Annotated in this window: 23 protein-coding genes; 12 read left to right on the top strand and 11 right to left on the bottom strand. The window is 68.6% G+C overall.

The window, feature by feature from the left end; genetic code table 11:
- Positions 1-101 precede the first annotated feature (101 nt).
- From ASG52_RS27965 to ASG52_RS18815, 7 genes are all read left to right on the top strand, one after another.
- The gene (locus tag ASG52_RS27965) at positions 102-350 is read left to right on the top strand and encodes a hypothetical protein (protein WP_056096972.1); all 249 of its coding nucleotides are present in this window, start codon (positions 102-104) and stop codon (positions 348-350) included.
- A 570-nt stretch (positions 351-920) separates the two neighbouring features.
- On the top strand, positions 921-2,327 hold the full coding sequence (locus ASG52_RS18790) for an efflux RND transporter periplasmic adaptor subunit (RefSeq protein ID WP_056096976.1): 1,407 nt from the start codon (positions 921-923) through the stop codon (positions 2,325-2,327).
- A gap of 11 nt (positions 2,328-2,338) precedes the next feature.
- Positions 2,339-5,587, top strand: a complete 3,249-nt coding sequence (locus tag ASG52_RS18795; protein WP_056096979.1) for an efflux RND transporter permease subunit — start codon at positions 2,339-2,341, stop codon at positions 5,585-5,587.
- A 383-nt stretch (positions 5,588-5,970) separates the two neighbouring features.
- A complete protein-coding gene (locus ASG52_RS18800) occupies positions 5,971-6,426 on the top strand; it encodes a threonyl-trna synthetase (RefSeq protein WP_232627758.1) in 456 nt (151 codons plus the stop codon).
- Between the two features lie 305 nt (positions 6,427-6,731).
- On the top strand, positions 6,732-6,998 hold the full coding sequence (locus ASG52_RS18805; protein ID WP_056096985.1) for a metal-sensing transcriptional repressor: 267 nt from the start codon (positions 6,732-6,734) through the stop codon (positions 6,996-6,998).
- Positions 6,999-7,005: 7 nt separating this feature from the next.
- Positions 7,006-8,331 (top strand): MFS transporter, encoded by a 1,326-nt coding sequence (locus ASG52_RS18810; RefSeq protein ID WP_056096988.1) that lies wholly within the window; start codon positions 7,006-7,008, stop codon positions 8,329-8,331.
- A gap of 189 nt (positions 8,332-8,520) precedes the next feature.
- Positions 8,521-8,781 carry a hypothetical protein gene (locus tag ASG52_RS18815; RefSeq protein ID WP_056096991.1) on the top strand — a complete coding sequence of 87 codons (261 nt, stop codon included), beginning with the start codon at positions 8,521-8,523 and terminating at the stop codon, positions 8,779-8,781.
- 404 nt (positions 8,782-9,185) lie between these two features.
- Here ASG52_RS18815 and ASG52_RS18820 read toward each other — a convergent pair whose 3' ends face one another.
- Both ASG52_RS18820 and copM read right to left on the bottom strand, forming a co-directional pair.
- On the bottom strand, positions 9,186-10,622 hold the full coding sequence (locus ASG52_RS18820; RefSeq protein WP_055958914.1) for a YncE family protein: 1,437 nt from the start codon (positions 10,620-10,622) through the stop codon (positions 9,186-9,188).
- Positions 10,619-11,074, bottom strand: a complete 456-nt coding sequence (gene copM, locus ASG52_RS18825; protein ID WP_055958917.1) for a CopM family metallochaperone — start codon at positions 11,072-11,074, stop codon at positions 10,619-10,621. Before copM ends, ASG52_RS18820 begins: the two co-directional genes overlap by 4 nt.
- Positions 11,075-11,256: 182 nt before the next feature.
- On the opposite strand from copM, the gene ASG52_RS18830 reads away from it, so the two are divergent.
- Genes ASG52_RS18830 through ASG52_RS18850 form a run of 5 tightly spaced genes read left to right on the top strand, consistent with a single transcriptional unit; the run spans position 11,257 to position 14,224 of the window.
- On the top strand, positions 11,257-11,640 hold the full coding sequence (locus ASG52_RS18830; protein ID WP_055958920.1) for a COG4315 family predicted lipoprotein: 384 nt from the start codon (positions 11,257-11,259) through the stop codon (positions 11,638-11,640).
- A 13-nt stretch (positions 11,641-11,653) separates the two neighbouring features.
- Positions 11,654-12,163 (top strand): RNA polymerase sigma factor, encoded by a 510-nt coding sequence (locus ASG52_RS18835; protein ID WP_055958922.1) that lies wholly within the window; start codon positions 11,654-11,656, stop codon positions 12,161-12,163.
- On the top strand, positions 12,160-12,969 hold the full coding sequence (locus ASG52_RS18840) for an anti-sigma factor family protein (RefSeq protein ID WP_055958925.1): 810 nt from the start codon (positions 12,160-12,162) through the stop codon (positions 12,967-12,969). The genes ASG52_RS18835 and ASG52_RS18840 overlap by 4 nt, the downstream gene beginning before the upstream one ends.
- On the top strand, positions 12,966-13,856 hold the full coding sequence (locus ASG52_RS18845) for a LysR family transcriptional regulator (RefSeq protein WP_055958927.1): 891 nt from the start codon (positions 12,966-12,968) through the stop codon (positions 13,854-13,856). The genes ASG52_RS18840 and ASG52_RS18845 overlap by 4 nt, the downstream gene beginning before the upstream one ends.
- Positions 13,853-14,224: a YidH family protein gene (locus ASG52_RS18850; RefSeq protein WP_055958930.1), complete on the top strand. Its 372-nt coding sequence runs from the start codon at positions 13,853-13,855 to the stop codon at positions 14,222-14,224. The genes ASG52_RS18845 and ASG52_RS18850 overlap by 4 nt, the downstream gene beginning before the upstream one ends.
- Before the next feature lie 3 nt (positions 14,225-14,227).
- Here ASG52_RS18850 and ASG52_RS18855 read toward each other — a convergent pair whose 3' ends face one another.
- The 9 genes from ASG52_RS18855 to ASG52_RS18895 all read right to left on the bottom strand — a co-directional run bounded on the left by ASG52_RS18855 (position 14,228) and on the right by ASG52_RS18895 (position 25,598).
- Positions 14,228-15,313, bottom strand: a complete 1,086-nt coding sequence (locus ASG52_RS18855; protein WP_056096995.1) for a molybdopterin-dependent oxidoreductase — start codon at positions 15,311-15,313, stop codon at positions 14,228-14,230.
- Positions 15,314-15,391: 78 nt separating this feature from the next.
- Entirely contained in the window at positions 15,392-16,375 is a 984-nt protein-coding gene (locus tag ASG52_RS18860; protein ID WP_055958936.1) for a beta-propeller fold lactonase family protein, read from the bottom strand.
- Positions 16,376-16,560: 185 nt separating this feature from the next.
- Complete coding sequence (locus tag ASG52_RS18865) at positions 16,561-16,899, bottom strand: c-type cytochrome (RefSeq protein ID WP_055958939.1); 339 nt, start codon at positions 16,897-16,899, stop codon at positions 16,561-16,563.
- An 11-nt stretch (positions 16,900-16,910) separates the two neighbouring features.
- Entirely contained in the window at positions 16,911-18,134 is a 1,224-nt protein-coding gene (locus ASG52_RS18870; protein WP_055958942.1) for a molybdopterin-dependent oxidoreductase, read from the bottom strand.
- A 244-nt stretch (positions 18,135-18,378) separates the two neighbouring features.
- On the bottom strand, positions 18,379-19,440 hold the full coding sequence (locus ASG52_RS18875; RefSeq protein WP_055958946.1) for a YeiH family protein: 1,062 nt from the start codon (positions 19,438-19,440) through the stop codon (positions 18,379-18,381).
- A 182-nt stretch (positions 19,441-19,622) separates the two neighbouring features.
- On the bottom strand, positions 19,623-20,261 hold the full coding sequence (locus ASG52_RS18880) for a 2,3-bisphosphoglycerate-dependent phosphoglycerate mutase (RefSeq protein ID WP_055958948.1): 639 nt from the start codon (positions 20,259-20,261) through the stop codon (positions 19,623-19,625).
- A gap of 284 nt (positions 20,262-20,545) precedes the next feature.
- Positions 20,546-23,704, bottom strand: a complete 3,159-nt coding sequence (locus ASG52_RS18885) for an efflux RND transporter permease subunit (RefSeq protein ID WP_056096999.1) — start codon at positions 23,702-23,704, stop codon at positions 20,546-20,548.
- Positions 23,701-25,206: an efflux RND transporter periplasmic adaptor subunit gene (locus ASG52_RS18890; RefSeq protein WP_056097001.1), complete on the bottom strand. Its 1,506-nt coding sequence runs from the start codon at positions 25,204-25,206 to the stop codon at positions 23,701-23,703. The genes ASG52_RS18885 and ASG52_RS18890 overlap by 4 nt, the downstream gene beginning before the upstream one ends.
- Positions 25,203-25,598, bottom strand: coding sequence for a FixH family protein (locus ASG52_RS18895; protein WP_056097005.1), 396 nt, complete (start codon positions 25,596-25,598; stop codon positions 25,203-25,205). The genes ASG52_RS18890 and ASG52_RS18895 overlap by 4 nt, the downstream gene beginning before the upstream one ends.
- Between the last annotated feature and the right edge of the window lie 66 nt (positions 25,599-25,664).

A 25,664-nucleotide genomic window follows, 5' to 3' on the forward strand; every position in this document is an offset into this window, starting at 1 on the left:
GGGGTCCCGGATCTCCATCCGCATTTCGATGAACGGGGGTTTCAGGGTCCGTTCAACTCAAGGGGCCCATCCTGTCGCCATACCCCCTTGAGGAACGAGCCATGCGAGTTCGCATTCCGGCCCTGGTCGCCGTCAGCCTGATCCTGGCGCCGGCCGCCGCGTCCGCCCAATACTACGGCGGCGACTTCGACCGGCGCGGCGACGTCCACGTCGACCGGTACCACCATGGCGACCACGACGACGTCGTCATCCACCGTCCGCATCGGGATTACGGCGACCGGGCGTTCTACGGGGAACGTCGGTTCTACGGCGAGCGCAGGCACCACCATCACCATCACGACGATGACTAGGCTCGGCCCTCGTCTTCGGCCATCCGGCATGTACGGGCGGCCCTGAATCGTTCATAAGGCGACCATGACAAAGGGACCCCGGATCAGGGCCTGCGAGACAATGCGCGGCTGGTGGGCGACCACCGTCCGCGTGCTCTCGCTCGTCCTTGTCCTGGCGCTCGTCGTCCCCGGCGCGATCCACTCCGCCGAGGCCCATCGTCCGGCCGGTCACGAACTGTCCGTGTCCGCGCCGACGCAGGCGGCCGGCGCCGATCACGCCGATGCCTGCCCGGCCTGCCATGCCAATTGCGGGTGCCACCAGGCCCTGAACGTGGACGGGACGCCCGCCTTGCCATCCCGCGGGACAGCGCGCGCCTCCTACGCGACCGAGATTACCCCCGTCGGTTCGGTTTCGCCCGACCGCCTTCCCAGGCCGCCTCGCGCCTGAGGCGACGTCGCCACGTCCGTGGCGCGTCCCGGTCGGCCCCTCACGGGTCGCGGCCGCCTCGTCATCGCGAAATACCCAGTACGGGACCGTCCCCTGCCGCATGAGCGGAGGTGCGACGTCCCTGGCGGACCCGGCCCATTCCCATGCGTGCATTCCTCTCCGTGGCCTTCCTGGCCATCGGCATCGCCATCGGCGGTGCCTTCCCCCGCGTGTCCGAGGTCGTGCAAGGCGCGCTCGCCGCCGCCGGCCTCACGAACGCCCGGGCGGCGCCACCGACCAACGCCGCCATGACCAAGCCGGCGACACCCGCAGCCGACGATGGCCACGGTCATGGCGAGCATGGCCACGAGCATGCCGAAGGCGAGCCCAAGCCTGCCGGGGAGCACAAGCATTCGGATGGCGAGGCCAAGCCGGAGGCCGGAGGCCACAAACACGCCGAGGGCGAGGCGCACGGCCACGACGAGGAGGGCGAGGGCAAGATCAAGATGACGGCCGAGCAGGCCGCCGAGCAGGACATCAAGCTGGCGACGGTCGAGGGCGGCATCCTCTCGCGCCACCTGCTGGTGCCGGGCACCATCACCCAGGACGCCGACCGGATCGCCCGGGTGCCCGTGCGGGTGATCGGCACCGTGTCCGAAATGCGCAAACGCCTCGGCGAGGCGGTGGCCAAGGGCGAGGTCGTCGCCGTCCTCGACAGCCGCGAGGTCGCCGAGGCGAAGAGCGACTTCCTCACCGCGACGGTGAAGGCGGACCTGGAGAAGACGAACTTCGACCGCCAGCAGGCCCTCTGGGACAAGCGTATCTCGGCCGAGTCGGCATTCCTGAACGCCAAGGCCGCCTACTCGGAGGCGACCCTGCGCGTCGACCTCGCCCGGCAGAAGCTGTCGGCCCTGGGGCTGAACGCGGCCGAGGTCGCCACCTCCGCCAAGAAGGACGAGACCACCCCGAACCTGTCGAGCCTGCGCCGCTACGAACTGCGGTCGCCGCTGGCCGGTCGGGTGGTCGAGCGCAAGGTCGACGTCGGCACCGCCGTCGGCAAGGAAGGCGATCCGGCCGACGTCTACACCGTCGCCGACCTGTCCTCGGTGTGGATCGAGCTTTCCGTCCCGACCACCGAGCTGTCGAAGGTCCGCGAGGGCGCCAAGGTGACCATCGTCGGCGGCGACGACGCCTCCCGCGCCGAGGGCAAGGTCGTGTTCGTCAGCCCGATCCTCAACCCGGAGACCCGCTCGGCCCGGGTCATCGTCTCCCTGCCGAACAAGGACATGGCCTGGCGGCCCGGCACCTTCGTGACCACCGAGGTCGAGATCGCCCAGGACAAGGTCGGGGTCCGGTTGCCGAAGTCCGCGATCCAGACCATCGGCGGAGAGAAGGTGGCTTTCGTACGCACCCAGGAGGGCTTCGAGCGCCGGGACGTGACCATCGGCAAGGCCGACGACGACGCCTTCGAGATCCTGTCCGGCCTCAAGCCCGGGGACGAGGTCGCGGTGGCCAACTCCTTCGTCCTGAAGGCCGAGCTCGGCAAGGCCGAAGCCGACCACGCGCACTGAGGGCGGCCATCATGATCTCCAAGATCCTCGACTTCTCCGTCCACCAGCGCTGGCTCGTGGTGCTCCTGTCGCTGCTCGCGGCGGGCTTCGGCGTGTTCTCGCTGACCAAGCTCCCCATCGACGCGGTGCCGGACATCACCAACAACCAGGTGCAGATCAACACCACGGCGCCGTCGCTCTCCCCGGTCGATATCGAGAAGCAGGTCACCTACCCGGTCGAGACCGCGCTCGCCGGGATCAAGGGCCTGGAATACACGCGCTCGCTCTCGCGTAACGGCTTCTCCCAGGTCACGGCGGTCTTTTCCGAAAAGTTGGACATCTATTTTGCCCGCCAGCAGGTTGCCGAGCGCATCGGCGAGGCGAAGTCGACCCTGCCGCCGGGGGCCGAGCCGCACATGGGCCCGATCTCGACGGGCCTGGGCGAGATCTACATGTGGTCGATCCACTACGCCCAACCGAAGGATCGCAAGGTCTCCCCGGACGGCAAGGCCGGATGGCAATCGGACGGGAGCTACCTGACTCCCGAGGGCCAGCGGCTCACGACCGAGCTCGAACGCACCGCCTACCTGCGCACGGTCCAGGATTGGATCATCCGACCCCAGGTGAAGACCGTGCCGGGGGTCGCCGGCGTCGACAGCATCGGCGGCTTTGACAAGCAGTACCACGTCCAGCCGGACCCGATGAAGCTCACCGCCCTCGACCTGTCCTTCGCCGACATCGGACGGGCGCTGGAGGCCAACAACGCCAACCAGGGCGCCCGCTACCTGGAGGACAACGGCGAGGGCTACGTCGTCCGTGCCGCCGGCCGCCTGGAGACCATGGAGGACATCGGCAACGTCGTCGTCACCACGCGTGGCGGCGTGCCGGTCCGCATCTCCGACATTTCCGAGGTGCGGATCGGGCGCGACCTGCGCACCGGGTCGGGCAGCGAGGACGGGCGCGAGGTCGTCATCGGCACCGCCCTGATGCTGATCGGCGAGAACAGCCGCACGGTGGCGGCCACAGTCGACAACAAGATGACCGAGATCCGCCGCTCGCTACCCCCGGGCGTCGAGGTGCAGACCGTCCTCAACCGCACGGTGCTGGTCGAGGCCACCATCAGGACCGTGGCCAAGAACCTGGCCGAGGGCGCCGCCCTCGTCATCGTCATCCTGTTCCTGCTGCTCGGCAACATCCGGGCGGCCATCGTCACCGCGCTCGTCATCCCGGTGGCGATGCTGATGACCATGACCGGCATGGTCCAGGGCCGCATCAGCGCGAACCTGATGAGCCTCGGCGCCCTCGACTTCGGCCTCATCGTCGACGGCGCGGTCATCATCACCGAGAACGCCCTGCGCCATCTCGCCGAGCGCCAGACCGAGCTCGGGCGCAAGCTCGACCTGGAGGAGCGCCTGGTCACCGTGCGCGCCTCGGCCGAGGAGATGATCAAGCCGTCCCTCTACGGGCAGGCCATCATCATCCTCGTCTACGTGCCGCTCCTCACCTTCACCGGGGTCGAGGGCAAGATGTTCGAGCCGATGGCGCTCACCGTCATTATCGCGCTGGTCTCGGCCTTCGTGCTGTCGCTGACCTTCGTGCCCGCGATGATCGCCATCGTCATCACCGGCAAGGTCACGGAGAAGGACAACGTCCTCATCCGCGGGATCAAGGCCGCCTACCGCCCGGTCCTCGGCGCGGCGCTCAGGATTCCGATGACCTTCGTCGCGGTCGCCCTGGTGCTGCTCGTCGGGGCCGGGTTCCTGTTCACCAAGCTCGGTCAGGAGTTCATCCCCCAACTCGACGAGAAGAGCATCGCGCTCAACGCGCAGCGCATCCCGTCGACCTCCCTGACCCAGTCGCAGGCGATGCAGCTGAAGGTCGAGCAGGCGATCAGCCGCTTCCCCCAGGTCGCCTACGTCTTCTCGAAGACCGGCACCGCGGAGGTCGCTTCCGACCCGATGCCGCCGAGCTCGTCCGACACCTTCGTCATCCTGAAGCCGCAGGAGGAGTGGCCCGACCCGAGCCTTTCCAAGGCAGACCTTCAGGAGGAGATCGAGAAGGCGGTCGGGGCACTCGCCGGCAACGTCTACGAGTTCTCGCAGCCGATCCAGCTTCGCTTCAACGAGCTCCTGGCCGGCACCCGCGGCGACCTCGCCGTGAAGGTGTTCGGCGAGGAGTTCGAACCGATGCTCAAGGCGGCCAACCAGGTCGCCACGATCCTGCGCGGGACCGAGGGGGCCGACGACGTCAAGGTCGAGCAGACGGCGGGCCTGCCTTTCCTGGAGATCAAGATCAACAAGACGGAGGCGGCGCGCCTCGGCCTGAGCACCTCCGCGATCCAGGACGTCATCGGCGCGGCCATCGGCGGCCGGGAGGCCGGCATGGTGTTCGAGGGCGATCGCCGCTTCCCCATCGTCGTGCGCCTGAACGACAAGGTCCGCGAGGACCGCGAGGCCCTGGAGAACATCCCCGTGCCGCTGCCCCCTGGCGTCAACGGGCGGGCGTCGTCGGTACTCCTGAAGCAGGTCGCAAGCTTCTCGGTCACCGAGGGCCCGAACCAGATCTCGCGCGAGAACGGCCGCCGTCGGGTCGTGGTGACCGCCAACGTGCGCGGCCGCGACATCGGCTCGCTCGTGGCCGAGGCCCAGGCCAAGGTCGCGTCCGGGGTGCAGCTTCCGGCCGGGTACTACGTGACCTGGGGCGGGCAGTTCGAGAACCTGGCCTCGGCCCGGCAGCGCCTGATGGTCGTCGTCCCGGTGTGCTTCTTCCTGATCTTCCTGCTGCTGTTCTCAGCCCTGAACTCGGCCAAGGACGCGTTGCTGGTGTTCAGCGCGGTTCCTCTGGCCCTGACCGGCGGCATCGCCGCCCTGTGGCTGCGGGGGATGCCGTTCTCGGTGCCCGCGGCGGTCGGGTTCATCGCCCTGTCCGGGGTGGCGGTGCTCAACGGCCTGGTGATGCTGACCTACATCAAGCAGCTGATCGCCGAAGGGAAACCCCGCCGCGAGGCCATCCTCGAAGGGGCGATGACCCGGCTCCGGCCGGTGGCGATGACCGCGCTCGTGGCGTCGCTCGGCTTCGTGCCGATGGCGCTGGCCACCGAGACCGGGGCCGAGATCCAACGGCCCCTGGCAACCGTGGTGATCGGCGGCCTCATCTCGGCAACCCTGCTGACGCTGGTCATCCTGCCGGCGCTCTACGCCCGCTTCGCCGGGGACGTCCTCCCTGCGAAATCCGCCAAGTCGGACGCAACCGGTCACGCGGTCGCGGTTCCCGCCGAATGAGCCCCCTCGCATCTTCCGGAGACGTGACATGAACGTCGCCACCCTCGTCCTGGCCTCCGCCATCTCCCTCGTCGGAACTCCCGACGCGGCTCGTAGCGGATGCATGGTGCACGACCACCAACCTCTCCAGGTCAGGCGCATGCCGATCACGCCGGCGACCACGTCCAAGCCGCGTAATCCGCTGGAGGACGAAGCCGTCCACTGCGAGGAGGGACAGGGCGTTCCCTCGCCTCATGAAGGCCCGACCAGTCCGAAGGGTCGGCGTTGATGGGCGGGCAGGCGACATGAAGCGACGTCGCGTCCGTTCACCGCTTGCGATGGCGTTGCTGGCGTGGAGCGGAGCGGCCATGGCTGACCCATCCGTCGGAGAGGGGCCATTCGGATTGGCGTGGGGTCCTGTCGACCGGATCGACAAGCCCTCGATGGTCGACCGCGAGGCCAACCTGACCGGGCTGTACTACTTGCACGACCGACCCCTCGCCTCCGGTCCCGATACGGCCGAGGTGGTGCTGGTAATCTGCCGGAATGAGGGTCTCCAGCAGGTCGTCTGGGTCGGGCGACCGCTCGACGACGCGGCCCACGCCACCGCCCGCGACGCCGTCCGGCGCGAGGGGGTTCGCCGCTACGGCGAGCCGCGGCCGGGGCCCGTCACCGGGTCACTCGAATGGCCCTTGGGCCGAACTGTCCTGGCGACGCGCGCGATGCCGGACGGTACCCGGGAATTGGTGATGTCGGCCTCCGGCCCGGGCTATGCGGCCTGCTCGGAAAGCCACCGCGCCGCCACCGGCCATTCCGCCGACGCCCATGTGGCGGACCTGATCGGCGCAGGCGTCCAATGAGCATGCCGACGATGCAAGGGGAGGAACGGTCCACCGTTCATCGCCGTGTCCGTCGGAATCGGTTTCCGGTGCCGTGACGGGCAAGAAGCTTGGTCGCCGGATGGAGACCTGGGGAGGCGGAGGCGGACGACGGCGCAAGGTGAGGCCGCATATCCGCAAGGCCGCCGGACGTGCGTTCCTGATGGCCACGATCCTGATCGCCGGGGTCCTGGTGCTGTTCGGCTGGCTCGCCACGATGCGATGAAGGCCCCGGCAGACGTGCCCGGACGTTTGGAATATCCCCTCCAGGGGGACAGGATCGTCGGATGGAACACGCCTCGCATCCGGATATCGTCAAGCGCCTCAAGCGAGCCCACGGTCACCTCGCCGGCGTCATTTCCATGATCGAGGAGGGACGACCCTGCGTGGACCTCGCCCAGCAACTCCATGCGGTCGAGAGCGCGATCACCAACGCCAAGCGCATCCTGATCCAGGACCACATGGAGCACTGCCTCGGGCACGGGATGGAGAACGGCGCGAAGGGGGCGACCGAGGCATTGGCCGAGTTCAAGGCGCTGGCGAAGTACCTTTGAGGACCCGATGCTGAGCGTCCTCACCCATCGCACCTATCGCCATCTGTTCGCGGCCCAGGTCATCGCCCTGCTCGGCACGGGCCTGCTCACGGTCGCCCTCGGGCTACTGGCATTCCGGATCGCCGGTGACCGCGCCGGCATGGTGCTGGGCACGGCGCTGGCCATCAAGATGATCGCCTATGTCCTCGTCGCCCCGGTGGCCCAGGCTTTCACGAGCCGGTTGCCACGACGCGCCTTCCTGGCGGGCACGGACCTTGTCCGCGCCGCCATCGCCCTGACGCTGCCCTTCGTCGATCAGGTCTGGCAGGTCTACGCCCTGATCTTCGTCCTGCAATCGGCTTCGGCGGCGTTCACCCCGACCTTCCAGGCCACCATCCCGGACATCCTGCCGGACGAACGGAACTACACCCGGGCCCTCTCGCTCTCGCGCCTCGCCTACGACCTGGAGAACCTGCTCAGCCCGACCTTGGCGGCCCTTCTCCTGACCGTGGTGCCCTACAACGCGCTGTTCGGCGGCACGGTCGTCGGCTTCCTGTGCTCGGCGGCTCTGGTGGTGTCCGTGACCTTGCCGACCGCCACCCGGTCCGACCCGCATGGCGGCGTCTACGACCGGACGACGCGCGGCCTTCGGATCTACCTCGCGACGCCGCGCCTGCGCGGGTTGCTCGCCCTGAACCTTGCGGTCGCCGCGGCCGGCGCCATGGTCATCGTCAACACCGTGGTGATCGTGCAGGGCCTTCTAGGACGCCCCCAGACCGACGTGGCCCTCGCCCTCGGGCTGTTCGGGGGCGGCTCCATGATCGCCGCCCTGACGCTGCCCCGCCTCCTCGACCGGCTCTCCGACCGGGCCGTGATGATCCCGGCGGCAGCCCTGCTCGGCGCGGTTCTCCTGGGTGTCGCCGCCATGACCTGGGGTGGGACCATCGGCTGGCCGCTTTTCCTCGGGACCTGGTTGGTGCTCGGCGTCGCCTACTCCGCCGTGCAGACCCCCACCGGCAGACTCCTGCGCCGCTCGGCGACCCCGGAGAACCGGCCGGCCGTCTTCGCCGCCCAATTCGCCCTGTCCCATGCCGCGTGGTTGCTCACCTATCCGTTGGCCGGCTGGCTCGGCCCGTCCATGGGGATGCCCGCCACGCTGGCGATCCTCGGGGGCGTGACGCTTGTAGGCGTCGCCGCGGCTGCCCGACTATGGCCGGTGGACGATCCCGACGTGATCGAGCATGCCCACGCGGACCTCGACGTCCGGCACCCGCACCTGCATGGAGGCCACCATCACGCCCACGCCTTCGTCATCGACGACCTGCATCATCGTTGGCCGGTCAGGGCTGGGTGAAGGCCGTTCGGTGATATTGCCAGCTGAGTCGAAGGTCGGGCCGGCCAGCGCAGTGGAATTCGAATGTACCGTTAGGCACGCGAGCGGGAGGAGAACGTACCCCGCGGAACGGTCTTGGAAGCGGAGCCGTTCCCAAGGCTCGGGTGCCGTCGTTTTCGACGCATTGCCGACAACGACGTGAGGAAGCCCATGAGAAAGTCCCTTTTCGCCGCCGCCATCCTGGCAACCCTGGGTGCGGCTGCGGTCGCCCCCGCCTCGGCCGCCCCCGGCATGATCGGCGCCGTCGATGCCCCGACCGCCGTGACTGAGGTCCGGATGGACGGTATGCACGGTCATCGCGGCCATGGCATGCGCCATCACCATCATCGTGGGCACATGCTGCGGCACCATCATCACCACCGTGGCCACATGATGCGCCACGGGCATGGCCATCGCCACCATCGCATGTGATCTGCAGGGGCCCTTCGGGGCCCCTTATCGTATCCGACGACACCCGGGCTCAGGTGTCGCGACGTGATGGCGGGGACCTGACACAGGAGCCCTCGCAGTCCAAGCGCGGTCCGTACTTCCAAAACTCAACTTTTATCAGGCGAAGAGGGCGTAACAGGTTGACCAGCGTCATCCCGCTTTGCAGCGCTAGTGTTGAAAATCTGACGCTGTGTACCGCCACAAACGTCCGGGATGAAGGGGGAGCGGACCTTGGCTTTTCGCGCTGGAGCGGACGTGCCGTATCCGACCCAACTAGGTCATAGGAGCAATCTAACGGCGGCCTCGAAAGCAGACGTTGCAGTCGGACGCGCGCTGCGAACGCATGCTCTCGGATTCCCGCTTCCCGCGCTCGTGAGGCCGCCCGTTCAATCCACAGTCTGCATCTGGACGACGCCGCCGAGTTCACCGGGCTTGCCCGAGACCACCACGAGGTAGCGCCGGCTCGCGCCGGCATCCGTGCGGGTGATCTGGCGGATCGGGCCGATGGCGTTGACGATGGCCGCGCCGGCCGGGTTGGTCATGAAGGCGGCGAGCGGCTCCAGGCCGGCGGCCCCCTTCGGATCGGCGGCGAGCGCCAGGACGAACGGCGTCTTCGGCGCCAGTCCCGTGACCGCGGCCTGCAGGGTCTGCAGCACGCCCTGGTCGAACAGGGTCACCTGCGTCGCCGGCTTGCCATCGGTGCCTGCGAGCGTCAGCGCGCTGGTCTTGCCGGCTGCGCCCAGCGGCTGGAGGTTCTGCTTTCCGTCCCCCTCCGGCACGGCGTTCGGGACGTAGGCCACGCCCTGCGGCCCCTGGCCGATCGGAACCTCGGCGATCACGGTGTTCGATGCGGTGTCGATCACCGCCGCCTTGTCGGCGTTCTCTAGGCCGACATAGACGCGGCTGCCGTCGCCCGAGGGCCAGAGCCCGTGCGGCAGGGCGCCGGTCGGGATGGTGGCGACCTGGGTGAAGTCGTCGGTGCGGAACACCTTGACCTGGTTCAGGCCGCCGATCGTCACGTAGGCGAACTGGCCGGCCTTGGTCGAGACGATGTTGACGTGGTTGGTGATCGGCCCGGTCTCGATGGTCTTCAGCGGCGCGAAGGGCGGCGTCGCAGAGAACACCTGGGTCCGGCCGACATCCTTGAGGGTCAACCACACCTGCTTGCCGTCCGGTGTCGCGGCGATGTCGGGGCAGAACGGGCTCTCCTGCTTCACGCGCCCGACGATGGTGTGGGTCTTCGTGTCGATCACCACCGTCTCGGGGCTGAAGCTGGAGCAGACATAGCCGTAGGCGCCGTCCGGCGAGAAGATCGTCATGCCGGGCCCGTTCGGCACGGTGATCCGGCGCGTCTCCTTGGCGGTCGCGGCATCGAGTACGGCGATGTAGTCCTCGCCGCGCACGCTCACCCAGGCCTCCCGGCCGTCCGGCGTGAAGAAGGCCTCGTGCGGCGCGCGGCCGACATAGGCCGTGTGGCGGACCGTGTTGGTCGCCGTGTCGATGAAGCTCACGGAGTTCGAACCGATCGAGACCGCGAGCAGCGTCCTGTGGTCGGGCGAGAAGCCCATGCCGTGGACGAGGAGCTGGCCGCGATAGAGCGGGCTCAGGTTCATCGGCGTCGGGTCGCCGAGCCGGATCACGCCGAGCAGGACGTTGGCGGCGGGATCGACCACCGAGACCGTGTTGGAGAACTGGTCCGAGGTGTAGAACCGGTCCCTGCCGCTGACCGGCACGTCCGGTGCGGAGGCTGCGCCCGGGGCCTGCCCGGCGAGAGCCGAGCCGGAGAGCAGCGCGAGCGCGAGGAGGGTGAGGGCGGTCTTCATCGGCAGATCTCCGAAGGCATCTCGGCGGCAGGGGCCGTGCCATGGTGGTGAAGGTGGGCGGCTGCGGCGGACGAATCCGGCGCGGGAGGGAGATCGGCGAGCGCCCGGCGCATCACCGCGATCTCCTGGCCCTGTTCGACGATGATCCCCTGCGCGAGGCGGCGCAGGACCGGATCCTTGCCGTAGAGCAGCTCCGCCTGGGCCATCGCGATCGCGCCCTCGTGGTGCGGGATCATCATCGCGGCGAAGTCGCGGTCCGGATCGCCCGAGGGCGGGACCATCATGTCGGCATGCATCCGCGTCATCGACTGCGCCATCACCGCGTCGAAGGACGCGGAGACGACGGCCGGCGGCTCGGCAGCGGCCAGCGTCGGGGGCATCATCATCCGGCCGCCGACGAGGCCGCCGGCCATCACGGCGGCCGTGAGCGCAAATCCCAATGCTCCGCGCATGAGCCGTCCTCCCTGTTCGTTGTCGAGGGGAGAGATGCCGGGGAAACGGTTTTATTCCCTGGCCGGGGACGAATTCGCGGCCCTGCCGATGTGATCGATCTTTTCCAAATGTCAGTGGAATAGACGCGCCCGTTCGGCATCTCTCCCAATGCGGTCATGGTCGACCGCCGGAGACCTCACTCATGCGCACCATGCTGATCCGCGCCGCCTTTGCGGCCTTCGCCTTCTCCGCCGTCGCCGCCCAGGCCGCTGCGCCTGCGATGACGGCCGAGACTGCCAAGGGGCCGGCGCTCGTCGATGCCAAGAGCATGACCCTCTACACCTTCGACAAGGACATGGGCGGCAAGTCGATGTGCAACGGCCCCTGCGCCGCCAACTGGCCCGCCCTGATGGCGGCGCCCGGCTCGGCTGCTAGTGGCGACTGGACGATGGTGACGCGGGACGACGGCACGATGCAGTGGGCCTATAAGGGCAAGCCGCTCTACACCTTCGCCAAGGATACGAAGCCCGGCGACATCACCGGCGACGGATTCCTCAACGGTGCATGGCACATCGCCAAGCCCTGATCGGTAAAGCCTCGTGGACGAGATCGCTGCCCTCATCGAACCGCAGATCCCAGCGTTGCGGCGCTACGCCGTCGCGCTGTTACGGGACCGCGAAGCGGCGGACGACCTCGTCCAGGACACTTTGGAGCGGGCGTTGTCCGGCTGGTCCGGACGCCGCCGCGACGGCGACCTGCGGGCCTGGCTGTTCACGATCGAGCGCAACCTGTTCCTCGGCACTGTTCGACGCCGGGGCCGGCGCGGCGTCGATCTCGGCGCGGAGGCTTTGGAGCAGGTGCCTGATCCGGGTGCCGACCCCGAGACCGCTATGGGAGCCCGTGACGTGCTCACCGGGCTCGATGCGCTGCCCGAGGAGCAGCGCTCGGTGCTGCTGCTCGTCGCGGTTGAGGATCTGTCTTATGCGGAAGCGGCCCAGGTGCTCGGAGTACCGCTCGGCACGGTGATGTCGCGGTTAAGCCGAGCCCGGGAGCGGATGCGAAGTTTTCTGGAAACCGGCCGAACCGGCTTGTTGAGGAGGGTAAAATGAGCGGGGATCCGCGCCCGGTCGGCGAGGACGACCTGCACGGCCTGATCGACGGTCGTCTGGAACCGGAGCGGCAGGCGCTGGTCGAGGCATGGCTCAGGGGAAATCCCGCGCGGGCGGCCGAGGTCTCGGCGGATCGCGCCTTGCGCGAGCGCTTGCGTGCCCGCCTCGCGCCGATCGCCGAGGAGGCGATCCCGGCGCGGCTCAGGGTCGCCAATATCCGCTCGCGACATCGCCCGATAACCGGGCGCTGGCTTCCGGTCGCGGCTGCGGCCGTGCTCTGCCTCGCGGTCGGCGGTGCCGCCGGCTGGTTCGGCCATGCCGTGCGGCAGGTACCCACGGTCACGCTCGCGCGAACCGAGCCGGCGACCGACGACGCAGTGGCGGCCTTCCGCACCTACGTGGTCGAGGCGGTGCATCCGGTGGAGGTGCGCGCCGACGAGAAGCCGCACCTCGTGACGTGGCTCTCGAAGCGCCTCGGCCGGGCGGTGACCACCCCCGACCTCACGGCCTACGGCTTCCGCCTGATGGGCGGCCGGCTGCTGCCGGCGGGTTCCGAATCCGCCGCGATGCTGATGTACGATGACGATCACGGCACCCGGCTGACGCTCTACAGCCGCGTGGGCGATGCGGATGGCCGCACGGTGTTCCGCTTCGCCCGCGAGGGCGATGTCGCTGCCTTCTCCTGGGTCGATGGCGGCATGTCCTACGTCGTGACGGGTCGCACCGACGAGGCGCGGCTGTTGACCGTCGCGCAGGCGGTTGACGCGCAGGTCCGTGGATTGCCGGTTCCGCCGCGGCAACCATGACCCTCGACCAACTCCGCATCTTCGTGGCCGTGGCGGAGCGGCAGCACGTGACCCGGGCTGCAGAGGCGCTGAACCTCGTCCAGTCGGCAGTCAGCACGGCGATCGCCAACATCGAGGGGCGGCACGCCACCAAGCTGTTTCACCGGGTCGGCCGCGGGATCGAGCTGACCGAGGCGGGACGCGTGTTCCTCGTCGAGGCCCGCGCCGTACTCGCCCGGGCCGAGGCCGCCGAACTGGTGCTCGCCGACCTCAGTGGCATGCGACGCGGGACGCTGGCCCTCTATGCCAGCCAGACCATCGCCAGCGACTGGCTGCCGCGCCACCTCGTCGCCTTCCGCCGGGCCTACCCTGAGATCGCCATCCGGTTGGCGGTGGGCAACACCACCGACGCCGCCGACGCGGTGCGCGCGGGGCAGGCCGAACTCGGCTTTGTCGAGGGGGCGCTGGACGACCCGACGCTCGCGAGCACGACCATCGCGCAGGACCAACTGGTCCTCGTGGTCGCCCCTGGCCATGCCTTCGCCGAGGCGACCCACCTCGAACCCGAAAACCTCGCCGGGGTCGATTGGGTGCTGCGCGAGGCGGGATCGGGAACCCGCTCGGCCTTCGAGGCGGCCCTGGGTGCGGCCGGCCTCGCAGCCGCCCAGCTTCGGGTCACGCTCGAACTGCCCTCTAACGAGGCGGTCCGCGCCGCCGTCGAGGCCGGGGGCGGGGCCGCCGTCCTGTCCGAGACCGTGGTCGCCGCCGCGCTTCGGGCCGGGACCCTGGTCCGGGCGGCGTTCGACTTACCGAGCCGGCCGTTCCGGGTGCTGCGCCACAAGGAGCGCTACCGCAGCCGGGCCGCCGACGCGCTTCTCGACCTGATCGCGACAGCGAATGCCGGATGAGCGAGCTCGCGAAACCCGTGCCCCCCGACGATCCCCGGGTGAGACTCGCCGAGGATCGGACGGTTCTAGCGGCCGAACGCACCTTCGTGGCGTGGCTTCGCACCGGGCTCGCGTTCCTAGGCGTCGGCCTCGCCGCGCAGCGCTTCCTGCGGGAGGTGCTCGCGGTCTGGCCGCTGAAGGTATTGTCGCTGACGCTGATCGGCTGCGCGCTCGCCTCATTCGCCGGCGCCGTGTGGCGGGACCGGGCGATCCGGGCACGGCTCGCCCATTCCGAGATCCCGATGATGCCGCGCCTCCTCACCGTCGGGATTGCGGCCCTGCTCATCGCGATCTCCGGCCTCGCGGCCACCGCCCTGCTCTGGGCGTGAGGGTCAGGCCACCGTCACTCGCACCCGGTGCCAGGCGGCGCTGAGGTAACCCTTGTAGTTCCAGGTGTCGTCGGGGGCGGCCGGCTGGGTCTGGCCGGCGGAATCCCAGGCCCGCACCGCGAGCTCGTGCTCGCCCGCGGTCAGTTCGCGCTCGATCTCCCAGAACGTCCAGGCGTAGGGCGCGTCGGCATCGCGCTCGATCCGGGCTTGCGCCCAGCTGCGGCCGCCATCCGTCGAGACGTCGACGCGGGCGACCGCGCGGTCGCTGGCGATGGCGTAGCCGCGGATCGCGTGCCGGCCGGCCTTCAACGCAGCGCCGCGGGCGGGCTCGCAGATCGCGCTGTTCAACGGCATCGCCTCGATGGTGATGCCGTGGGCCGGGTCGGCGGTCTCGGCCGTCACGTCGGGCGGAAACAGCTTGTAGTCGTCGGCCTGCATCGGGTTGTCGGAGGGCCGGTCCTGCACCGTGATCCGGGCGAGCCATTTCGGGCTGCGGATGCCGGCAAAGCCCGGCACCACCACGCGTAACGGATGGCCGTGCTCGGGGGCGAGAGGCTCGCCGTTCATCGCGAAGGCAAGCAGCGTCTCGGGCGCCAGCGCCTTGGCGAGCGGGATCGAGGCGCCGAAGCGCGTGTCCGTGTCCGCGATCCGGTCGTGGCTCTCGAAGGCGACGTGGCGCTCATCATCCGCTTTGATGCCGGCCGCGCGCAGCACGTCGGCGAGCCGCACGCCGGTCCATTCCGCATTACCGATGGCGCCGGGCGCCCACGGGTCGCCGGAGACCGGGGCCACCGCCAGCATGTCGGCCCGGCGGTTGCCGGCGCATTGCATCACCGCCGTCACGGTGACGGGCGCGAAGCGTTCTTTGAGATCGGCGAGGGAGAGGTCGAGGGGCGTCGCGACCATCCCGTCGACGGTCAGGCGGTAGCCGTCGGCGTCGAGGTCCGGGATGTCGCCGTGGCTGCGGACGTAGAAGTCGGCTTGATCAGTCAGGAAGGCGGCCCGCAGGCGATCGAGCGGCGGCTCGGCGTTGTAGGGCGTCTTTCCGTGGACGATGAGGCGGTCCTTGCGCTGGAACAGGCCGAGCATGGGGTCTTTGTCCTGCGTTCGCGACGTGTCGAGATCGAGAACGCGCCGGGCGCCGAAAGGCACCCGGCGCGCGACGCTTCACGGCTTCATCGTCGAAACCACCGCGTTCTTCGCGCGGTCGACCACGGCCACGCTGAGGTCGCGGTTGAGGACGTACGCGTGGGCGTTGTCACTGGAGAATGCGATCGCCTGGCGCGGCTCGTTCAGCCCGGTCACCGTGGCGACGACCTTGAGCGTGTCGGTGTCGATCACCGAGAGCGAGTTGTCCTTGAGGTTGCCCGAATAGACGAAGCGCCCGTCCGGGGTCAGCGCGGCACCGTAGGGGTCCTTGCCCACCGCGACTTCTGACGTGACCTTGCGGGCGGCGACATCGACCACACTGACGGTGTTGCGGCCGCTGTTGGCGGCAAACAGCGTCTTGCCGTCCTTGGTGATCGAGATGGCGCGCAGCTTGTCGAACCCGGCGATCTCGCTGGTGATCTTGTTGGTGGCGGTGTCGACCAACGTGATCTTGTCGCCGAGGAAGTTCGTCACGAACACGGTCTTGCCGTCCGGCGACAGCTTCACGCCTTGGCGCGGCTGCGCAAAGCCGGGGATCACGGCGACTGCGAGCATGGTCTTGGTGTCGAACACGGTCAGCGTGCTCGCGGCCTCGTTGTTGACGTAGAGCTTTGTCCCGTCGGCCGAGAGCACCGTGCCGAACGCACCGGGGCCCGCGGCAAGAACGCCGGCTTCTTTGCCGGTGCCGGTCTCGTAGACCGTGATCCGGCCCGTGCCGCTGTCGGAGACGTAGAAGCGGGCGCCGTCCGGCGCGAACACGATGTTGCGCGGCGTGACGAAGCCGTCGAGGCGGCGGAGCACCGTGCCCTTGGCGACGTCGTAGACGATGACGGCGCTCTCCTCGCTGTTCGACACCGCGGCGACCGTGCCGGCGGCGTTCAGGGCGAGCGCGTTGTTCTTGATTGCGCCGTCGAAGCCGGCGGCGAATCCAGGTTGGTTCTGGGTGAGGAGCAAGGCAGCTCCGGCGAGGAGGGCGCGGAGGCTGGTACGGACGTGGGTCATGAAGCGTGTCTCTCGGGCATGCGCCCTCGTTCGACGGCCTGGGGCCGGCCGTGCGGGCGAGTTCGAAATCGGATTGCGTCGTGCGGGACCGGTCAGGCCGTGCATCGCCTTAGGGAGATGCCAGCGAGGGCGGTCTATTCCCCGAGGCCGGCGAAAAAAGCACGGCGGCCTCGGGATTCGAGGGTTCAGGGCGTGGGCTTCAACGCCGTGAGGTAATCGACGATGGTCTGCACATCGGCCTGATCGACCGGCGCTTTGTAGACGTGGACCATCTTGTTCACGGTCTCGGTCCACTGCGCCTTCGTGAGCTTGGGCTGGGTCAGCACCATCCCGGCCGAGTGGCAGGCGAGGCAATTGTTATTGACCGCCTCGGCTCCCGGCCCGTCCGGAAAGATCCGGTCGGACGTCGGAAATTCGATCGATTGCGAACTGAAGCGCATCGGCTCGGGAGCAGGCGCCGCGAGCGCCACCAGGGGAGACAGGATGAGCGCGGCGATGAGGGCCGCAGGGCGAATTGTGTTCATGGCTGTTCTCCTCAAGCGGCCTGGAAGGACACGGTCTCGATGCCGTTCTGCATGAAGCCGTTGGCGTTCCAGACCCGGTCCATGCCTTGCGCGACGCCCTTGGTATTGGTGCAGCGGACCCTGACCGTGTGGGTCCCGGCGGCCAGCGCCGGCAGGCTGCCGTCGAAGCGGCGGAAGCTGTAGGGGCCCTCGTCGGCACCGAGTTGCGCCGGGAACCACGTCGCCCCGCCGTCGCCGGAGAACTCGACCGCCTTCACCCCACAATCGCCGCCGAACGCGATGCCGCGGATGGCCACCGGCGTTCCGGCCGCCACCTTGGCGCCGTCGGTCAGGTTGGTGACGAACGAGCGCGGCACCATCCTGTTAATCGGCACTGTCTTGAACCCTGTCTGCCCGGGCTTGATGTTAGCACCCGGCACGTCGGGAATACGGTAGGCGGTCTTCATCCAATATTGTTCGTCGGGCTTGTCCAGCACCTCGATGTCGGACAGCATCTTGACCCAGTAGGTTGAGTACCAGCCCGGCACCACGAGCCGGAGCGGGAAACCGTTGAGCAGCGGGAGCTGCTCGCCGTTCATCGCGTAGGCGATCATCACCTCACCATTGTTGGCGTGGTCGAGATCGAGGGACTTCTTGAAGTCCGGCGCGTCGTCGACCACGGGCTCGTCGAGGCCGTTGAAGCGCACCTGCACGGCACCGGCCTTCACCCCGGCCTTTTCGAGCACGTCCTTGAGGCGCACCCCGGTCCAGCGGGCGTTGCCCATTGAGCCGTTGGCCCATTGCGCGCCGGGCACCCGCGGCTCGAACAGCCCGCGTGAATTGCCCGAGCACTGGTTGACCGCGGCGATCTCGAAGCGCGGCAGGCCGGCGATGGCATCGAGGGAGAGCGAGAGTTCCTTCTCCACATGGCCGTGGACCTTGAGCCGGAAGGTGCCGGCATCGACCTCGGTCGGGATCGAGGCCCAGTGCCAGCGCACGTAGAAGCGGTCGTTGGGGGTGAACACGCCCGCGTCGAACACCGAGAACGGCGTCTCCAGCAGCGGCGGATGGGTGCGCTGGAGGATCATCTCGCCCTTGCCCGGAAAGGCGGTGGTCAGCGCCCGCTCGTCCGGGCCGCCGGGCAGCGGCAGCTTCACCGAGCCCGCGGCCCAGGCCGGCAACGCGGCGCCGAGGCTGCCGAGCCCGAGTCCACCCAGGACGAGGCGGCGGTTCGTCGGTCTGTCCAATCCGTGCATGGTCTCTCCCCTTGAAGAATGTCGGCGTCGATGCGTTCGAGCGCATCGGGCCTCGTGGCGATTCCTCGCGACAAGGGAGATGCTACGGAAAGCGATTTATTCCCTCCAACGGTCTTTCGCGATGCGAACGATCTCCCGGTGCGATGATTCGAGAATTTTCAATCTCCCGCTTAATCCGGATTTCTTCGGGGCATCGCGCCGGATGAAAACCTGGATCGGTGGTGGAGCCGGATCCACACCCGGATCAGACAAGGCCCAGCACGTGGATCAGGCCGAGGCTGACGGCGCCGAGCGCGAGGAGCGAGGCGACTACCGCCAGCGTCACCCGCGCCCCGGCCTTGGCGACGCTGCGCACGTCGACCCCGAGGCCGAGCGCCGCCATCGAGACCACGGTCAGCACGTTGGCGGTCTCCGACATCGGCGCGAGCGCGACCTGCGGGATCAGCCCGGCCGAGCGAAGTCCCGCGAGCGCGAGGAATGCGAGGATGAACCACGGCACCAGGCGGTGGATCGCGAGGCTGGCGCGGGCCGGGCGGTCGCCGGCTGTGACGCCGGGGGCGGCCTCGTCGGTCTTCTCGCCCAGCCGGCTCGCGCCGAGCGAGAGCACCAGGACGACCGGGCCGAGCATCAGCACCCGGACGAGCTTCACCAGGGTTCCGACCTGGACGCTGAGTGCCGCGACCGGCGCGGTGGCGGCGAGAACCTGCGGAACAGCGTAGACGGTGAGGCCGGCGAGCACCCCGTACTGCATCGGCGAGAGACCGAGCAGGGGCACCAGTAGCGGCAGCCCGAGCACCACCAGCACGCCTAGAACCGCGGTGAAGGCGATGGAGGCGGCGACGTCCTCGCCGTCGGCACCAATCACCGGCGCCGTGGCGGCGATGGCCGAGTTGCCGCAGATCGAGTTACCGCAGGCGACGAGGATCGCCATGCGCGGGTGCAGCCCGAGCGCCCGACCGATGCCGTAACTCGACAGGATCGCCACCGTGACGACGCCCGCGATGCCGAAGAGCAGACCCGGACCGGCCGCCAAGATCGTCGCGAGGCTGAGCGAGGCCCCGAGAAGAACAACCGCGATCTCCAGTACGGTCTTGGCCCCGAAGGCGATGCCGGGAAAGAAACGTTGCGACGGGGTCCAGGCCGTGCGGATCGCGCTGCCGAGCAGGATCGCCAGCACCAGGGCTTCGAGCCAGGCGCGACCGAACAGATGCGCCTCGACGGCCTCGAAGCCGACCGCTGCGGCGGTGACCGCCACGCAGAGGCCCAGTCCCGGAAGGATGGCTTTCGTGCCGGCCAAGGCGCCCATCGATCGAGGGTGGGAGAAAAGTCTGGGCATGGACATGGATGGCTCCGATGTGATGCCAGAGAATCCCATGTCCCTTTCATTCACTCCAACGGAATGATCAGATGTTTCCCATCAACGGAATAGATGAAAAGGGGCCCCTTCGCGGCTTGCGGAGATCCATTCTGGGGGGCCGACAAGCGCATTCACCCGTCAATCCAGCGTGCCTTGATCGTCGTGTCCGCGGCAAACTCATAGATCCTGACGGAGCCCGTCGCGAGTTCGAGGTGCTCGACCTCCGCCGGGTTGAGGTCTTCGAGCGCCATCACAAGCGCCCGCAGGCAATTACCGTGGGCGACGACCAGCACGTCCCCGCCCATGACCGCCGGTAGGATGGATCGGAGGTAGCAGGGCACGATGCGCGCGACAGTGTCGCGCAGGCTCTCACCATTCGGCGGCGCATCAGCGTAGGAGCGGCGCCAGGTCTCAATCCGCACCGCCCCCCAGCGCGCATCGGCGGTGGTCTTGTCGAGCCCGCTGAGGTCGCCGTAGTCTCGCTCGTCGAGCGCGGCGAAGCGTTGGGGGATTAATCCGGGTTGCCCGAGCGCATCGAGGATAAGCCGGCCGCTCACGACGGCCCGCGTCAGCGTCGAGGTGAAGGCAACAGAAAAGCGCCAGCGGCGCTCGGCCAAACGCCGGCCGGCTGCCTCGGCTTCCATCCGGCCCTGCTCGGTCAAGGGCGAGTCCAGCAATCCCGTGAACAGGCCGGATCGGTTGGCTACGCTCTGGCCATGCCGGACCAGCACGAGACGTCGCGTGACCGGGGCTTTGCAATCGTGAATCACGCTGTCTCCCGAGGCAGAGCACTTTCGCGCCGGTGGCATCGCCTCTGATGAAGTCGGCATCCGGCTTTAACAAAATTCGACCCTGAGATGAGTTGGACCGACCGTCCGGAGACGGTGATTCATCCTTGGTCCGCTTTAGAACGTCTTGCGACTGAAAGCAGCCAAGCTGCTTGCCACCCAACCCGGTCGTTGGCCTCTGCCTCGACAGCCTGGGAGCGGACCTTCGGAGTGTCGGCAAGGGGCCGGGAGTCGGCCCAGGGCATGGTTTCAATCCGTCAGATTGTTCATAACGTTACAAGTCGGGCCTCGGGGTCGATGGTATTCGGTTCGGACCGCGGCAGCCCCCACCCTTTCACGAAGCCGTAGACCGCCGGGATCACCAGGAGGGTCAGCAGGGTCGAGGAGACCATGCCGCCGATCATCGGCACGGCGATCCGTTGCATGACCTCGGAGCCCGAGCCGGTGCTCCACAGGATCGGCAGGAGCCCGGCCATGATCGCCACCACCGTCATCATCTTCGGGCGCACCCGCTCGACCGCGCCGACCATGATCGCCCGCCGCAGGTCGGCCCTGGTGAACGTCAGCCCGGCCCTATCGCGCTCGGCCCGGATCTCGGCCAGCGCGTGGTCGAGGTAAACCAGCATGATCACCCCGGTCTCGGCGGCCACGCCTGCCAGCGCGATGAAGCCCACCGCCACGGCCACCGACAGATTGAAGCCCATCCACCACATCAGCCAGACCCCGCCGACGAGGGCGAAGGGCAACGACAGCATGACGATGAGCGTCTCGGTCAGCCTACGGAAGTTCAGGTAGAGCAGCAGGAACACGATCAGCAGCGTCAGGGGCACCACGATCTTGAGCCGGGCGGTCGCCCGGTCGAGGTACTCCACCTGCCCGCTCCACTGCACGAGGGTACCCTGGGGAAGCCTGACCTCGTTGGTCACCGCCGCTCTAGCCTCAGCAACGTAGCCCCCGAGGTCGCGACCGGCGACGTCGACGTAAATGAAGACCGCGAGTTGCCCGTTCTCCGTCCGGATCTGCGTCGGGCCGCGGTTCAACTGCACCTTGGCGACCTCGCCGAGCGGCACGGTCCCCCCGCCCGGGATCGGCACCTGGACCTCGGAGGCGATGGATCGCGGGTCGGACCGAAAGGCCCGGGGGTAGCGCACGTTGACGGTGTAGCGCTCCCTGCCCTCGACGGTGTTGGTGACGCTCTCGCCGCCGAGCGCCATCCCGATCACGTCCTGCACGTCCCCGACCGTCAGCCCGTACCGGCCAAGCGCCTCGCGGTTGGGGGTGATGTCGAGGAAGTAGCCGCCCTGGACGCGCTCGGCGTAGGCGCTCGACGTGCCCGGCACCACCTTCACCACCGCCTCGACCTGGCGGGCGACCTTTTCCATCTCGGTCAGGTCCGTCCCGAGCACCTTGATCCCGACCGGCGTGCGGATGCCGGTGGAGAGCATGTCGATGCGGGCGCGGATCGGCTGGGTCCAGGCGTTCGAGACCCCGGGGAACTGGAGCGCGGCGTCCATCTCGGCCTTCAGGCTCGCCGTCGTGACCCCGGGACGCCAATCCACCTTCGGCTTCAGGTTGACGATGGTCTCGAACATCTCGCTCGGCGCCGGATCGGTCGCGGTGTTGGCCCGTCCGGCCTTGCCGTAGACCGAGGCGACCTCGGGGAACGACTTGATGATCCTGTCCTGGGTCGCCAGCAGGTCGCCGGCCTTGGTCACCGAAATGCCCGGCAGGGTGGTGGGCATGTACATCAAAGTCCCCTCGTCGAGGTCGGGCATGAACTCCGAGCCGAGCCGGCTCGCCGGCCACGCCGTCACCGCCAGGACGACCAAGGCCAGCAGGATCGTCAGCACACGCGCCCGCAGGACGCCGGCGATGAGAGGGCGGTAGATCCAGATCAGGAGCCTGTTCACCGGGTTGCGGTGCTCGGGGATGATCCGGCCGCGGACGAACAGGACCATCAGCGCCGGGACGAGTGTCAGGGACAGGACTGCCGCCGCGGCCATCGCGAAGGTCTTGGTGAAGGCCAGCGGACCGAACAGGCGGCCCTCCTGGCTCTCCAGCGTGAAGATCGGCAGGAAGCTCACCGTGATGATGAGGAGCGAGAAGAACAGCGACGGCCCAACCTCGCTTGCGGCCTCGATTAGGATCTCGACCCGGCGCTTGCCGGGGTCCGCCCGCTCCAGGTGCTTGTGGGCGTTCTCGATCATCACGATGGCGGCGTCGATCATGGCGCCCACCGCGATGGCGATGCCGCCCAGGCTCATGATGTTGGCCCCGAGCCCGAGGGCCTTCATGCCCGCGAACGCCATCAGGATGCCGACCGGCAGCATCAGGATCGCGACCAGCGCGCTGCGGACGTGAAGCAGGAACACGACGCAGACGAGGGCGACGATGACGCTTTCCTCGATCAGCGTGCCCTTGAGGGTCTCGATGGCCGCCTCGATGAGGTGCGAGCGGTCGTAGACCGGCAGGATCTCCGTGCCCTTGGGCAGGCTGGCGGCGACATCGGAAAGCCGGGCCTTCACGTTCTCGATGACGTTCAGGGCGTTGGCACCGAACCGTTGCAGGACGATCCCGCCGGCGACCTCGCCGTCGCCGTTCATCTCGGTGATGCCGCGGCGCTCGTCGGGACCGAGCTCTACCCGAGCCACGTCCTTCACCCGCAGGGGTGTGCCCGCCTCCGTCCTCAGGACGATGCTCTCGATGTCGGCGACGCTCTTGAGGTAGCCGCGGCCACGGACGACGAACTCGAACTCGGAGAGCTCGACGGTACGGCCGCCGGCGTCGGCGTTGCTCGCCCGGATGGCCTCCCGGAGCTTGGACAGGGTGATGCCCTGCGCCCGCAACCGGTTGGGATCGACGACCACGTTGTACTGCTTCACGAAGCCGCCGACGCCCGCGACCTCGGCCACGCCCTCGGCACGCGACGCCCCGAAGCGGACGACCCAGTCCTGAAGCGAGCGGAGCTCGGCCAGCGTGCGTTCCTTGGCGACCACCACGTACTGGTAGACCCAGCCGACCCCGGTCGCGTCGGGTCCCAGGTTCGGGGTCACGCCGGCCGGCAGGCGCCTGGCCACGGTGTTCAGGTATTCGAGCACCCGGCTCCGGGCCCAGTACGGGTCGGTGCCGTCCTCGAAGATGACGTAGACGAACGAGACCCCGAAGAACGAGAAGCCGCGCACGACCTTCGACCGGGGCACCGTCAGCATCGCGGTGGTCAGCGGGTAGGTGACCTGGTCCTCGATGACCTGGGGCGCCTGCCCGGGGTACTCGGTGTAGACGATGGTCTGGACGTCCGAGAGGTCCGGGATCGCGTCGAGCGGCAGGGTCCTCAGGGCGTAGAGCCCGGCTCCCACCGCGAAGACGGTCCCGATCAGCACCAGCACTAGATTCTTCGCCGACCAGGCGATGAGGCGGGCGATCATGGCGCCTTCCCCTCGACGGCGGCCTGCGGGCCGGGATCGGGCTTCGGCTCGGAAAGACCTTGGAGGGCCGCCTTCAGGTTGCTCTCGGCGTCGATGAGGAAGTTGGCCGAGGTCACCACGCGGTCCCCGGCGACGATGCCGTCGCGGATCTCGACGTAGCCGTCGCCGCGGGTGCCGAGCCTGACCGGCCGCGGTTCGAAGCGACCCTCGCCCCTGTCGAGCAGGACGACTTGCCTGATGCCGGTGTCGATGACCGCGTCGTCGGGCACCGCCACCACCGGCCTGTCGCTGCCGGTGGCGATCGTCACGTCGGCGAACATACCCGGGCGCAGGTCGCCGTTCGGGTTCGGCAACTCGATCCGCAGGCGGGCGGTCCGGGTCGCCATGGCGAGGTGCGGGTAGATCCGGGTCACCGCGCCGGTGAAGACGCGGTCCGGGAACGTCCGGGCGCGCACGGTCGCCGTCTGGCCCTCCGCCACGGCCGCCAAGTCGCGTTCGGTCACGTCGGCCAGGACCCAGACCCTGGAATGGTCGACGAGCTTGAAGAGGGTGTCGCCGGACTTGGCGCGCATGCCGTCGGAGACGTTGCGCTCGACCACGACCCCGTCGCGGGGCGCCGACCACGTGATGGTGGAAGGCACCTTCCGGGATCGCTCGATCTCGTCGATGACCTCGGGCGGGATGCCGAGGTTCTCCAGGCGCCGGCGGGCGCCCTCGTAGCCGATGCCGGTAAGGTACTGCGCGGCGGCCGCGTTCATCTCCGGCGAGAACAGGCGGAGGAGTGGCTGGCCCTTATGCACGTGGTCGCCGGTGGTGACGGGCTCGACCTTCTCGATGAAGGCGTCGGTACGCATCGCGATGACCGAGATCCGGCGCTCGTCCTCCTCGATGGCGCCGGGCGCGCGCACCGGCATCGACAGGACCCGTCGCTCGACGATTGCCGTCCGGACCCCGGTGCGTTGGAGCTTGCCGGGCGAGATCCTCACGGTGCCGTCGTCGGTGTCCTCGCCCCAGTAGACGGGAAGGTAGTCCATCCCCATCGAATCTTTCTTCGGAATCGGCGAGGTGTCCGGCAAACCCATCGGGTTGCGGTAGAAGCGCACCTTTCGGGCACCTGTCGCCGGCATCGTGGTCTGACCCATGGCCATGTCGCCGTGCCCGGGGTCGGGCATCGCCTTGGGCTCGTCGGGTTCGTCGAAGCGCACGTCCTCGCTTGCGTGGACGGCGCGATAGTCTCGACCGTCCGCTGTGCGCTTGGGCTCGGCGGAGTAGTCCGGCTTCCCGTCCGGGTCCCGGTAGTAGACCACGGGACCGGTCGCCTTGGTCGGGACCCGAGCGGGCACAGCGGACCTTGTCTCGGCACCCGGCAGCCAGTGGACGAACCCGGTCCGCGCCTGCTGGACGAGCGCCGGCACGGGGCTGCCCTCATGCCCCGCGCCATACCCCAAAACCCCCGCCGCGAGCGCGGCGAGGGTCCCGGCCAGCCATGCTCTCCGGCTCACTTGGTGGCCTTGAACACCAGCTTGTTCTCGACGGTGCCGGTCTCGCCTTGGACCTTGGCCCCGAGCGAGAGGCGCCAGCTGCCAGCCATCGTCAGCTTCACCTTGAACCGGTAGAGACCCGGCTCCGGCGACGGCAGCTGCTCGATCTTGGAGGTCATCTCCTCCATGCTGTCAGGCGCCATGTCGATGCGCTTGGCGAAGATGACGGCGTTCGGCACAGGCTTGGACGTGCGCTTGTCAACGAGGCGGACGTCGAGGATGGCCTCGCCCTGCTTGGCCTCGTCCTTCACCAGTTGGAACTCGTAGTCCTTGGTGTCGGCCCGGGCCGCGGCGGTCAGGGCGAGGCCGAGCAGCGCAGCCGTGAGCGCGCGCGAAAACGATGTGTTGGACACGGTCGATGATCTCCTGAAAACGATGGGACCCGGGCCTTCAGGCGCGCGGGATCTGCCGGCGCAGGC

This window comes from Methylobacterium sp. Leaf456 (assembly GCF_001425465.1).
In the GTDB taxonomy this organism is placed as follows: domain Bacteria; phylum Pseudomonadota; class Alphaproteobacteria; order Rhizobiales; family Beijerinckiaceae; genus Methylobacterium.